Origin of the sequence: Pseudomonas sp. BIC9C, assembly GCF_034541995.1 — a bacterium.
Classification (GTDB): domain Bacteria; phylum Pseudomonadota; class Gammaproteobacteria; order Pseudomonadales; family Pseudomonadaceae; genus Aquipseudomonas; species Aquipseudomonas fluorescens_CC.
Genome location: NZ_JAWDGM010000004.1, coordinates 1 through 12051, shown reverse-complemented (window position 1 = coordinate 12051; position 12051 = coordinate 1). Strand labels below are relative to the sequence as shown.

Annotated in this window: 13 protein-coding genes; 6 read left to right on the top strand and 7 right to left on the bottom strand. The window is 61.0% G+C overall.

The features are described 5' to 3' along the window. The first annotated feature begins 71 nt into the window (after positions 1-71). The 5 genes from RS887_RS17830 (at position 72) to RS887_RS17810 (ending at position 3164) form a co-directional block, all read left to right on the top strand. Positions 72-506 carry a carboxymuconolactone decarboxylase family protein gene (locus RS887_RS17830; protein ID WP_322616367.1) on the top strand — a complete coding sequence of 145 codons (435 nt, stop codon included), beginning with the start codon at positions 72-74 and terminating at the stop codon, positions 504-506. A gap of 3 nt (positions 507-509) precedes the next feature. Beyond that, positions 510-1403: an RNA polymerase sigma factor SigJ gene (gene sigJ / locus RS887_RS17825; RefSeq protein WP_322616366.1), complete on the top strand. Its 894-nt coding sequence runs from the start codon at positions 510-512 to the stop codon at positions 1401-1403. Between the two features lie 101 nt (positions 1404-1504). After that, complete coding sequence (locus RS887_RS17820) at positions 1505-2608, top strand: helix-turn-helix transcriptional regulator (RefSeq protein ID WP_322616365.1); 1104 nt, start codon at positions 1505-1507, stop codon at positions 2606-2608. A 29-nt stretch (positions 2609-2637) separates the two neighbouring features. Beyond that, positions 2638-2799, top strand: a complete 162-nt coding sequence (locus tag RS887_RS17815) for a hypothetical protein (RefSeq protein ID WP_322616364.1) — start codon at positions 2638-2640, stop codon at positions 2797-2799. A 143-nt stretch (positions 2800-2942) separates the two neighbouring features. Then, positions 2943-3164, top strand: a complete 222-nt coding sequence (locus tag RS887_RS17810; protein WP_322616363.1) for a hypothetical protein — start codon at positions 2943-2945, stop codon at positions 3162-3164. A gap of 127 nt (positions 3165-3291) precedes the next feature. On the opposite strand, the gene RS887_RS17805 is transcribed toward RS887_RS17810, so the two are convergent. The 5 genes from RS887_RS17805 to RS887_RS17785 all read right to left on the bottom strand — a co-directional run bounded on the left by RS887_RS17805 (position 3292) and on the right by RS887_RS17785 (position 7543). Continuing rightward, complete coding sequence (locus tag RS887_RS17805; protein WP_322616362.1) at positions 3292-4059, bottom strand: SDR family oxidoreductase; 768 nt, start codon at positions 4057-4059, stop codon at positions 3292-3294. A 107-nt stretch (positions 4060-4166) separates the two neighbouring features. Beyond that, the gene (locus RS887_RS17800; protein WP_322616361.1) at positions 4167-5234 is read right to left on the bottom strand and encodes a phosphotransferase family protein; all 1068 of its coding nucleotides are present in this window, start codon (positions 5232-5234) and stop codon (positions 4167-4169) included. A gap of 144 nt (positions 5235-5378) precedes the next feature. Further along, positions 5379-6344: a 2-hydroxyacid dehydrogenase gene (locus RS887_RS17795; RefSeq protein WP_322616360.1), complete on the bottom strand. Its 966-nt coding sequence runs from the start codon at positions 6342-6344 to the stop codon at positions 5379-5381. Between the two features lie 198 nt (positions 6345-6542). After that, positions 6543-7130 (bottom strand): TetR/AcrR family transcriptional regulator, encoded by a 588-nt coding sequence (locus RS887_RS17790; protein ID WP_322616359.1) that lies wholly within the window; start codon positions 7128-7130, stop codon positions 6543-6545. Between the two features lie 29 nt (positions 7131-7159). Further along, positions 7160-7543: a tautomerase family protein gene (locus RS887_RS17785; RefSeq protein ID WP_322616358.1), complete on the bottom strand. Its 384-nt coding sequence runs from the start codon at positions 7541-7543 to the stop codon at positions 7160-7162. A 379-nt stretch (positions 7544-7922) separates the two neighbouring features. Between RS887_RS17785 and RS887_RS17780 the strand changes: the two genes are divergently transcribed. Continuing rightward, positions 7923-9203 (top strand): serine/threonine transporter, encoded by a 1281-nt coding sequence (locus RS887_RS17780; protein ID WP_322616357.1) that lies wholly within the window; start codon positions 7923-7925, stop codon positions 9201-9203. Between the two features lie 924 nt (positions 9204-10127). Here the strand turns inward: RS887_RS17780 and RS887_RS17775 are convergent. After that, complete coding sequence (locus tag RS887_RS17775) at positions 10128-11309, bottom strand: acetyl-CoA C-acyltransferase family protein (RefSeq protein ID WP_322616356.1); 1182 nt, start codon at positions 11307-11309, stop codon at positions 10128-10130. Next, complete coding sequence (locus RS887_RS17770; protein ID WP_322616355.1) at positions 11306-12049, bottom strand: enoyl-CoA hydratase-related protein; 744 nt, start codon at positions 12047-12049, stop codon at positions 11306-11308. Before RS887_RS17770 ends, RS887_RS17775 begins: the two co-directional genes overlap by 4 nt. Positions 12050-12051: the final 2 nt, after the last annotated feature.

Below are 12051 nucleotides of genomic sequence, written 5' to 3'. Positions count from 1 at the left end.
TTCGGCGCACGTCACAACGCGCAATCCTCAATCGTCATCCTGTTGAATCCCTCAATCAGTGGAGCAACGCGATGTCGTCCAACACCCAACCGGTCAACCTGCTGCAATCGATCCCACAGGTTTTCGAAAGCCTGACCCGGGTCCATGTCGTGCTCGATCAGCATGATCTCGATCCCTCCCTCAAGCACTTGATCCATCTGCGCGCCTCGCAGATCAACCAGTGCGGTTTCTGCGTGAAGATGCACACCCGCGAAGCCCGGGAAGCCAATGAAACCAATGAGCGTCTGGATCGCCTGATCGTCTGGCGTCATGTCAGTGATTTCAGCCATTCGGAGCGCGCCGCGCTGGCGTGGACCGAAGCCTTGACGGTGCTGGATGAAAAAACCGATTACGCCAGCCTGCGCGGTGAGCTGAGGGCGCATTTCAACGATGAACAGATCGGTGCCTTGACGGCCGAGATCGGCATGATCAACCTGTGGAACCGCTTGCAGGTGTCGAGGCACTGATTGATGAACTTCGCTGAAAACGTCGTCATTGTGTTCGAGCAGCGCCGACCCTTTTTGCTCGGCCTGGCCTATCGCATCCTCGGTTCGCGCGCCGAAGCCGAGGATGCGGTGCAAGAGTTGTTCATCAAGTGGCTGGAGGCCGACCGGGCCTCCATCGCCACGCCGGCCGCCTGGCTGACCACGGCCTGCACCCGGCACTGCATCGATGTGCTGCGCTCGGCGCACACATCCCGGGTCGACTACATCGGTACCTGGCTGCCGGAGCCGATTCATACCACCCATCAGGACTCACCCGAGCACAGGCTCGAGCTGGCTTCGTCATTGTCCACCGCGTTCATGTTGCTGCTGGAGCGCCTGACACCCAAGGAGCGCGCGGCGTACCTGCTCCACGAAATCTTTGACATGGATTACCCGCAGGTCGCCGATGCGGTCGGGGTGCAGGAAGCGGCTTGCCGCAAACTGGTGTCCCGGGCCAAGACGAGCCTGGGCAACGGACACGCCCGTTACCAACCGGAGCCCATGCGTCAAACTCAATTGCTGAGTGCGTTTCACGGCGCTATCGCCAACGGCTCGACCGTTACCTTGAGTGCCATGCTGAGCGAAGACGTTGAACTCTGCGCCGACAGCGGCGGCAAGGCCCCGGCCATCCGCGAAACCCTGTCGGGTATCGCGCGCGTGCTGGATTTCGTCGCTCAGTCGTTGCACACCTATTGGCAGGCGTGTGAATGGCTGCCCATTGAAATCAATGGTGCCCAAGGTGTCGTCATCAAGGCCGACGGCGTTATCACGGCCTCGATGACCTTTGGCTTCGATGAGGCGGGGCGGGTGAGCCGGATCTTCATCATGCGCAATCCGGACAAGCTGGCGGGGCTGGAGGGGGCGCTGAACGTGCATTAGTCAGACATCCCGAAAATGATGAAGATCCCACCGGTTCTTCGCACGATCAGACGGGTCTGCGGTCTTACTCTTCACGGGCTCCCCCTACTTGTGGAGTCACCATGAGCCAGGACGTTTTGACCACGGAAACCAATCGCCGCCAGTTGCAGCAGATCATCGCCGGTCTGTCCGACGGGGTGATACTGCTCGATCCCGACCAGAACATTCTGTGGGCCAACGAGGCGGCACTGGCCATGCACGGTGTTGCGCAAGTCAGTGACCTGGGTGCCAACGCCAAGGCGTATGCCAAGCGCTTCGCCTTGCGCTATCGCAACAACCATGGGGTGCCCGTCGACAGCTACCCGATCAACCGGCTGGGGCGCGGCGAGACGTTCAGCGATGTGCTGGTGGAAGTGACGTCGTCGGCGAATGAAGAGCGTACCTGGGTCCATCGCGTGCGCAGCCTGGTATTGGCCGACAGCCGTGGCGAGCCGGAATCGCTGGTGTTGATCATGGACGATGTCACCGACCGGGCCAGCGCCGAGCAACGCTTCGCCACAGCGTTTCGCCTGTCCCCAGTGCCGATTCTGCTGTGCAGCGCGGCTGATCAACGGGTACTGGACGTCAACGAAGCGTTCCTCGATACCCTGGGTTATCCCAGTGAAGAAGTGCTTGGGATCAGCATTGCGCAGATCGACTTCATTGATGACAAAAACGCGCGGATCTGGCTGTTCGCCACGCTGGAGAAAACCGGCAGTCTGGACCGCGTCGATGTGCGCGTACGCAGAAAAGACGCCGGGCTGATCGATTGCACCGTGTCGGCGGACACTGTGAACATTCAAGACAACCCGTGCTATCTGCTGGTACTGATGGACATCACCGAGCGTAGGCGCACCGAGCTGGAACTGGTGTCGGCCATCGAGGAAGCGATGAAGGACGCCTCATGGTTCAGCCGCACGCTGATCGAAAAGCTGGCCAACGTGAAGAACGTCAATTCACCGAAGTTGCCCAGTGTGTCCTTCACCGACCTGACCGCCCGTGAGCGCGAAGTGCTGGGCCTGATTTGCAAAGGCCGGGCCGACAAGGAAATCGCCGCTCGCCTGAAACTCGCGCCGAACACGGTGCGCAATCATGTGGCGGCGGTGTATTCGAAAATCGATGTGCATAGCCGCAGCGAGGCGATTGTCTGGGCGCGGGAGCGGGGGCTGTTCTCGAATAAGGTGTAAATGCACTAAGGCGCAGGGTGCAAATTGATGTGTCGACCCGCAGTAGTGGCTCTTGGGCTGAACAAGTGCAGCAGGTCAGTGGCCTGATCATGAGCGCGCTGCAGTGCGACGAAACGGTCGTGGCCCTGATCGAAGAGTTGCGCGATGAACTGCAGAGCAATTCCCAGCGACGCCCTGACCCGGTGATGTAAGAACTGCCAGCTTTTACTGGCATCGGTCACCGGCTGGGCTATCAGTGATTCGCAAATATTTATTTTTTTGACAGGTGTGTGGATTTTCCGCGCCGGTTCTGTTGTCACAAAAAATGTGTCGATCACTCATCGCGGGTCAACCTATGAAAATTCTTGGGAAACGCGTTATCTCACCTGTGTCGCTGGCATTCTGCGTGGCGATTCTCGGCGGTTGTGCCAGTCCGCCACCCCCTCCAGCGGTCACTCCACCCCCTCCTGAACGCACCTGCCAGGCCATGGATAAAACCGATGTGCTGGGCGATGCTCAAGGCGAAGACGGGCAGGTGACTCGAATCACCACCACGACTCGCTGCGTCACGCAGTAAATCGGGGTTTCACTCTGTGGGAGCGAGCCTGCTCGCGATGACGGCGTCACATTCAACGTCAATGTCGACTGATACACCGCTTTCGCGAGCAGGCTCGCTCCCACAGGGATTTGTGCTGTTCAAACGATCAGGACAGGAAACCGCCATCCACATTCAGCGAAACGCCGGTGGTGTAGCTCGATGCATCGCTGGCCAGGTAGAGCACCGCCCCGGCCATCTCGCTCGGATCCGCCACACGCTTGAGCGGAATCTGCTGCAGCGCGGTGTTCAAAATCGCTTCGTTCTTCACCAGTGCCGAAGCAAATTTGGTGTCGGTCAAACCCGGCAACAGGGCGTTGCAACGAATCCCGAACGGCGCACATTCCTTGGCAAAGACTTTGGTCATGTTGATCACCGCAGCCTTGGTCACCGAGTAGATGCCCTGGAACACGCCCGGCGAAACACCGTTGATCGACGCCACGTTGATGATGCTGCCGCCACCGTTTTCGCGCATCAGCTTGCCGGCTTCGACTGACATGAAGAAGTAGCCGCGGATGTTCACGTCGACGGTTTTCTGGAAGGCGCCGAGGTCGGTGTCCAGCACGTTGCAGAACTGCGGGTTGGTCGCGGCGTTGTTGACCAGGATGTCGAGGCGGCCGAATTGTTCCTTGATGCCGGCGAAAACCTGGCTGATCTGCTCCATTTCGCCGATGTGGCAGGCGATGGCGGTGGCCTTGCCGCCGGCGGCGATGATCGCATCGGCGACGTGCTGGCAGCCTTCAAGTTTGCGGCTCGACACGATCACGTGGGCGCCTTGCTGGGCCAGCAGTTTGGCGATGGCTTCACCGATGCCACGGCTGGCGCCGGAGACGAAAGCGATCTTGCCGTCGAGGTCGAACAACTGAGTCTTGGACATGGGTTTTCCTTGTTATTGAGTCGAATGCCGGGGTTGTGGCCGATGCTGTTCAGTTGAGGGCAGTCAGTGCGCGTTATCGTTCACGACCTTCGCGAGCAAACTCGCTCCTACAGGGTGGATTTGTGGATGACTTGCAAGCTCATCTGCTCCAGCAGCTTGTTCATGTGAATGAACTGCGCGAAGCGTTTGTCCTGGGTCTGGCCATGGTAGAAGCGGTAGTAGATCTGCTGCACGATGCCGGCCAGGCGGAACAGGCCGTAGGTGTAGTAGAAGTCGAAATTGTCGATGCGGATGCCCGAACGTTCGGCGTAGTAATCGACGAACTCGCGGCGGGTCAACATGCCCGGCGCATGGCTCGGCTGGCGGCGCATCATCTGCACCGGCGCCGGGTCATCGGCTTCGATCCAGTAGGCCAGGGTGTTGCCCAGGTCCATCAGCGGGTCGCCGAGGGTGGTCAGTTCCCAGTCGAGCACGCCGATGATCTGCATCGGGTTGTTCGGGTCGAGGATCACGTTGTCGAAGCGGTAATCGTTGTGCACGATGCTGGAGGTCGGATGGTCGGCCGGCATCTTGTCGTTGAGCCAGGCCTTGACCACGTCCCATTGCGGCGCATCGGGGGTCAGGGCTTTTTCGTAGCGATCGCTCCAGCCTTTGATCTGCCGCGCCACGTAACCTTCGGGTTTGCCGAGGTCAGCCAGGCCGTAGGCGTTGTAGTCGACGCGATGCAGTTCCACGAACTTGTCGATGAAGCTCTTGCACAGGGCTTCGGTTTTCGCCGAATCCAGGCCCAGTTCCAGCGGCAGGTCCGAGCGCAGGATGATGCCGTTGACCCGTTCCATGACATAGAACTCGGCACCGATCACCGATTCGTCAGTGCAGTGCACATAGGCTTTGGGGCAATACGGAAAACCGTCGCGCAGTTGATTGAGGATGCGGAATTCACGGCCCATGTCGTGGGCGGATTTGGCTTTGTGGCCAAAGGGCGGGCGACGCAGGACGAATTCCTGTTCGGGGTATTCCAGCAGGTAGGTGAGGTTTGAAGCGCCACCCGGAAACTGGCTGATCTGTGGCAAGCCGCTGAGCCCCGGAATATGGACCTTGAGGTACGGATCGATCAGGCTGACATCGAGCTCTTCGCCGGTGCGGATACGGGTGGACTGGTCATTAAGCGCCATGCTTATCCCTTCTGCTTATTCTGGAGGCCTGAAACTATTGGCTAATCTAATGCGCACACGGCGCACCCACAACCGCGAACGGCTCTTATAGGTGAGCGTGTTGCCGGCCAATCATTGCTTTTGATACAGCTGTTTGAATCGCCGTCAATGGGCAACCCGGTTCATGGCGGGTGGCAAGACAATCGGCGTCAGCACCGGTTGTCTGGAGAAAAACGCCACGAGGTTCTTGCCCACCAGTTCGACGGTGCCCTGGGTGGCTTCCGGGGACAACCCGGCGACATGGGGCGTGAGGATCACGTTGCTCAGGGTCTTGAGCACATCCGGCACCTTCGGTTCGGCGTCGAACACATCCAGCGCGGCGCCTGCGATCCGGCGTTGCTCCAGGGCGGTGATCAGGTCGGCGGTGACAACCACGCTGGCCCGGGCAATGTTGACGATAAATCCCTGGGGGCCCAACGCGTCGAGTACCTGGCGATTGACCAGGTGCTTGGTACCCAGGCCGCCGGGCGTGGCGACGATCAGGAAGTCCGAGGCGCGCGCCAGTTCGGTCGGGGTCGAGCAGAACGTGTGGGGCACATCGCTGCGATGCTGGCGGTTGTGGTAGCAAATGCTCATGTCGAAACCGGCGCCGGCACGTTTGGCGATGGCCATGCCGACCGCGCCGAGACCAAGGATGCCCAGGCGTTTGCCGGCGAGGGAAGGGCGCATGATCTTCGGCCACTCGCCACGCCGTACGGCGGCATCACAGCGCGGGACGTCGCGAACCAGCGACAGCAGCAGCGCCATGGCATGGTCGGCGACGGACGAGGCGTTGACCCCGGCGCCATTGGTAACGGTGATGCCCCGGTCGGCGGCGGCCTGCAGGTCGACGTGTTCATAGCCGGCGCCAATCACGCAGATGATCTTGAGGTTGGGCAGCGCGGCGATTTCATCGGCATACAGCCCCAATGGGCCACGGGTGAGGACGGCGTCGATCTGGCCGGCGTGCCGGGCGATGGCTTCGGCGCGCTCGGCGGGCGTCGGGGCCAGAATCAGGTGGAAGCCCTGATGTTCGAGGATAGGCAGGTAATCATTGATGGTTTCAACCAGTACCAGAACGGTTGCAGGCATGCTTGGCTCCCTGTGGGCATCGAAAAATCGGCTCGAACATCGTTTGAGATTGCTGATTTAAGGATAGCTTGGCAACCACCAGTGATCGCAGCCCGCGACAGCGCCTGCGCAACGGCGGGCAGCGCGACATAGTGGTCGCCGCGCTCAGTGTGGGGGGCTGGCGAAGCCTGCGATTTTTTGGCGTGGATCGAGGTCGCTTTACCTGGACTGCGCGAGAGCGGCCCGGGCAGCCTCTAGAATTTCATCCGACAGCGGGTCGCCGCGGGTGGCCCGGGACAGCATCAGCGCGCCGAACATCAGCGAATACTGCACCAGTGCCTGCTGCCGTTTACCGGCTTCGTCCTCTGTATCCAGTAGCGAGCCGAGCGAGTCGAGCAGGTTGTTCAGGCCCTGCATATAGGTTTGACGCAAACCGCTCTCGGCGGCCTCGTGGCACATGTCCCCGGCAAAGGCCACCACCGGGCAGCTGTCGCCCGGATTGTCCCGGCTTTCATTGGACAGGTACGGTCCGATCACGGCGCGGCGGGCAGCGTCCTTGCTGTCATGCTCGGCCACCCGCGCTTGCCAGCGTTGCGCGGCTTGCTCGAAAGCCCGGCCACTGGCCTCTTGTGCCAGGGCTTCCCTGGATTCGAAGTGCCCGTAGAAGCCGCCGTGGGTCAGGCCCGCGGCAGCCATCACATCGACAACACTGATCCCGTGCAAACCGCGTTCGCGAAACAGCCGTGTGGCGGCATCGACGATGATCTCGCGGTTGAGGTCGGCTTGTTTGCGGGAAACTCGGGGCATGGGTCACTCTCGGGTCTACAGGTTGAACGTCAGAGGGCGTATTGGGCAATCCCGTTGCCGAACGACCAGTTCTCTTTTTTCACTTCCACCAGATTGATGAAAACATCCTCCAGGCGCACGGCCAGCTCTGCGTGAAGGCTTTCGGCGATGTTTTTGTAGAGGTTTTTTTTCTGCTCGACGGTTCGCCCCTCGCTCATGGTGATCTGGATCACCACCAACTGGTCCGTGCGGTTGATGCCCAGATAACCGGGATCAAAGATGAAATGCTGCTCATCGTGTTCGGCCAGGATCTGGAAATTATCGTTCTCCGGCACGCCGATGGTGTTGTGCATGGCGGCGTAGATCAATTGGCCGATGCGTTTGGCGTGGGTGGGGTCCTGATGTTTTTTGATGTCGACGCGAACCAGTGGCATGGGAAGACTCCGGAAAGATACAGGTCAGTTAAAAATACATGACGTTTAACCTTTATCAAGCGCACATCGTCGGCTGGCGTTGATTGCGACCCCCTGTAGGAGCGAGCTCGCTCGCGAGAAACCCGCGAGCACCGCGGGGTGTCTGGTTTCCAGCGTTATCGTTGACGACCATCGTCGGAACGCCGCCCGGAGCAAGCTCGCTCCTACAGTGGTAGGGTGCAGAGGTGCAACCTGGTACCACCGTTCCTCACCTAAGTCTTTGCTTCTGTTCAGTAATCCTCCAGAATCGCGCCCCTGTTTCGGCCAGGGCGCTGCCTGTCGGGTATTCCGACGCGTCCCGGCCGGGTGGCAAGTGACCGGAATGTGGAGATCCCACCGGATGAATGATCAGGCCAATAGCGTCAACAAACGCTATGTAGCAGCAACACCAGCGACACTTTCGAGCTGGAACCGCCAAGACACTACCTGGATGCTGGGCCTGTTTGGCACGGCGATTGGTGCGGGAACCCTGTTTTTGCCGATCAACGCAGGCCTGGGCGGATTCTGGCCGCTGCTGGTCCTGGCGTTGCTGGCGTTCCCGATGACCTTCTACGCACACCGCGGGCTGACCCGTTTCGTGCTGTCCGGGCGCGAAGGCGCCGACATCACTGAGGTGGTGGAGGAGCATTTCGGGATCAAGGCCGGCGCGCTGATCACCTTGCTGTACTTCTTCGCCATTTTCCCGATCCTGCTGATCTACAGCGTGGCCCTGACCAACACCGTGGGCAGTTTCCTCGAGCATCAACTGCACATCATGCCGCCACCGCGTGCCGTGCTGTCGCTGGTGCTGATCCTCGGCCTGCTGGCCGTGGTGCGTTGCGGTGAGCAACTGATCGTCAAGGCCATGAGCCTGATGGTCTACCCGTTCATCGTCGCCCTGCTGTTTCTGGCGGTGTACCTGATTCCCCACTGGAACGGCGGTATCCTGACCACCGCCAGCAGCGTGCCGGCGCCGTCGGCGTTGCTGCACACCTTGTGGCTGGCGATTCCGGTGATGGTGTTCTCGTTCAACCACTCGCCGATCATTTCGGCGTTCGCCGTGGACCAGAAGCGTCGCTACGGGGAGCATGCCGAGGAGCGCAGCTCGCAGATCCTGTCCCGCGCCCACCTGCTGATGGTGGTGATGGTGCTGTTCTTCGTCTTCAGCTGTGTGCTGACCCTGTCGCCAGCGCAACTGGCTGAAGCCAAGGCGCAGAACCTGTCGATCCTGTCGTACCTGGCCAACCACTTCAGCAATCCGACCATCGCCTTTGCGGCGCCGTTGATTGCCTTCGTGGCCATTTCCAAGTCGTTCCTGGGGCACTACATCGGCGCCAGCGAAGGCCTCAAGGGCCTGATCGTCAAGAGCGGCAAGCGTCCATCCGCCAAGTCGCTGGACCGCATGACCGCTGCGTTCATGCTGGTGGTGTGCTGGATCGTCGCGACACTCAATCCGAGCATTCTCGGGATGATCGAAACCCTGGGTGGTCCGGTGATTGCGGCGATCCTGTTCCTGATGCCGATGTACGCCATCCGCAAGGTGCCGGCGATGGCACGCTATCGCGGTCAGGCGTCCAACGTCTTTGTGACGGCGGTGGGCTTGGTGGCGATTTCGGCGTTGGTGTATTCGCTGAGTGCGTGATTGCTGTTTGATTTGGTGAGTCAATGACGGCTGATCCGGTTTTCGGGTTGGCCGTTTTTTTTGGGGGGATCTCGGGGGAGCGAGCCTGCTTGTGAAGGCGGCGTGACAGTTGGTCGGGTTTTTGGATGGTGGGCATATCCATTGTTGTGGTGATGGCCACTATTGGTTCCGCCTTTACGGCGGGTTACTTGGAGAAGCGCCAAGTAACCAAGCGCTTTATCCCCTGACGTACGGCCCTTCGCTTAGGCTCAGGGTTCCCTCGCTCCGGTCCTGCTCCGTGGGCCCGCCGCGATCGGCCATCCATGGCCGTACGCGGCTAACCCGGCATCCATGCCGGGTTGCCCACTGCGCAGAACCTGCGCTCGGCCTCTCGACGGGGCAGGGCAGATCAAAAGCAAAAGCAAAAGCAAAAGCAAAAGCGAGGCGGCCTGCTGCGGGCCGACCTGGCTATCGTGGCTGTACTCAATTTTCTGTAGGAGCGAGCTTGCTCGCGAAAAATGCCCAGACAACGTGTTCATCCAGACACCCCGCGTCATCGTTGACGTCCATCGCGAGCAGGCTCGCTCCTACAGGGAATCGGGGACGCCAGCCAAAGCCAGGTCGGCTGTCAGGCCGCCTCGCTTTGGCTTTGGCTTTTGATCTTCTTGCCCCCTCGAGAGGCCGAGTGGAGGTTCTGCGCAGTGGGCAAACCGGCATGGATGCCGGTTTAGCCGCCGCCGGCCATGGATGGCCGATGGCGGCGGGCCCACGGAGCAGGACCGGAAGGAGGGCATGCCGAGCCTAAGCGAGGCACCGAACGTCAGGGGCAAAGCGTTTTGGTTACTTTGGCGCTTTTCCAAAGTAACTCGCCGTAAGGGCGAAACCATAAGTGGCCGTAACCGCAGCAATGGATATGTACGCGGTTAAAGCCCCAAGTCAGCCCTTTCAAACCCGCTCAAAAATCGCCGCAATCCCCTGACCACCACCAATGCACATGGTCACCAGCGCGTAACGGCCACCGGTGCGGTGCAGTTCGTGGATGGCCTTGGTGGCGATGATTGCGCCGGTTGCGCCTACCGGGTGGCCCAGGGCGATGCCGGAACCGTTCGGGTTGACCTTGGCTGGGTCGAGGTCCAGTTCCTGGCTGACGGCGCAGGCCTGGGCGGCGAAGGCGATGTTGGCTTCGATCACGTCCAGGTCGGCGATGGTCAGGCCGGCGCGCTTGAGCGCCAGGCGCGTGGCCGGGATCGGGCCCAGGCCCATGAATTCCGGTTCGACGCCGGCATGGGCGTAGCTGACCAGGCGGGCAAGGGGTTTCAGGTTATTGGCCTGGACCGCGTTGCCGGTGGCCATGACCAGTGCGGCGGCGCCGTCGTTGAGGCCCGAGGCGTTGCCGGCGGTGACCGAGCCGTCCTTCTTGAACGCCGGCTTCATCGCCGCCAGCTGTTCCAGGGACGTGGCGCGCGGATGCTCGTCGACGCTGAACAGTTTGGTGCCCTTGCGATCCTGGATTTCCACGGTCGCGATCTGCTCGCCGAAGTAGCCGTTGGCAATCGCATGGGCGGCGCGTTTCTGGTCTTCCAGGGCCAGGGCGTCCTGCATCTGGCGGGTGATGCCATTGCGCTCGGCGACGTTCTCGGCGGTGATGCCCATGTGGATGCCATGGAAGGGGTCATGCAGGATCCCGAGCATGTAGTCGATGACCTGGGCGTTGCCCATGCGCGAACCCCAACGGGCCGAAGGCATCAGGTAGGGACCGCGGCTCATGGATTCGGCACCGGCACCCACGACGATTTCAGCATCGCCCAGCAGCAGTGTCTGCGCAGCGTTGATGATGGCTTGCAGGCCCGAACCGCACAGGCGGTTGACGTTGTAGGCAGGGGTTTCCTTGGGGATGCCGGCATTCATCGCCGCGACGCGGGAGATGTAGGCGTCGCGGGTTTCGGTCGGGATCACGTTGCCCATCACCAGATGGCCAACGAGCGCCGGGTCCACGGCGGCCCGTTGCAGGGCCGCTTTTACGGCCGTGGTCGCCAGGTCGGCCAGTGGCACGTCCTTGAGCGAACCGCCGAAGGTACCGATGGCGGTACGGGCGGCACTGACGACGTAGATTTCCGGAGTGTTCATGGCTGGTTTCCTTTCGGTGGATTCTTATCTGTACTGCGATTGAGCAGGGCGTTCAAGGCGGTTTTCGCCTCGTCGGTGTTCAAGCGCTGAATGAACAGGGTGTTTTCTTCGCGCAGGGTGGCTTCCAGTTCGGCCAGGGAAGCCTGTTTCATCAGTTGCCGCGATTGGCGCAAGGCTTGCTGGGGCATGGCCAGAAAGCGCCGGGCGATTGTTGTGGCCGCCGCCAGGCATTGTTCGCCGTCATCGAAGGCTTCGTTGGCCAGGCCCCAGGCCACCGCTTCATTGCCGTCCAGGCCATTGCCCAACAGGAGCAGGCTCGCGGCACGGGCATGGCCGAGCCGGCGTGGCAGCAACAGGCTGGCGCCAAATTCGGGGCACAGGCCGATGTTGACGAACGGCATGCGCAACTTGGCGTTGCGGGTGACCAGCACCTGGTCGCAATGCAACAGCAACGTGGTGCCGATGCCGATGGCGGCCCCGCAGACTGCCGCAATCAGCGGCTTTTGCAGGCGCGTGACGACTTTCATCAGGCGGAACGCCGGGGCGTCCAGATGCGTCGGCGGATGCTGGAGGAAATCCACCAGGTCATTGCCGCTGGTAAAGCAGGCCGGGCCGCCGGTGAGGATGATCACGCCGGTCTGCGCGTCTTCGTCTGCAGCCAGCAACAGGTCGGCCAGTTGCGTGTACATGGCGTTATTCAGCGCGTTGAGCTTGTCCGGGCGGTCGATGGTCAGCGTCAACA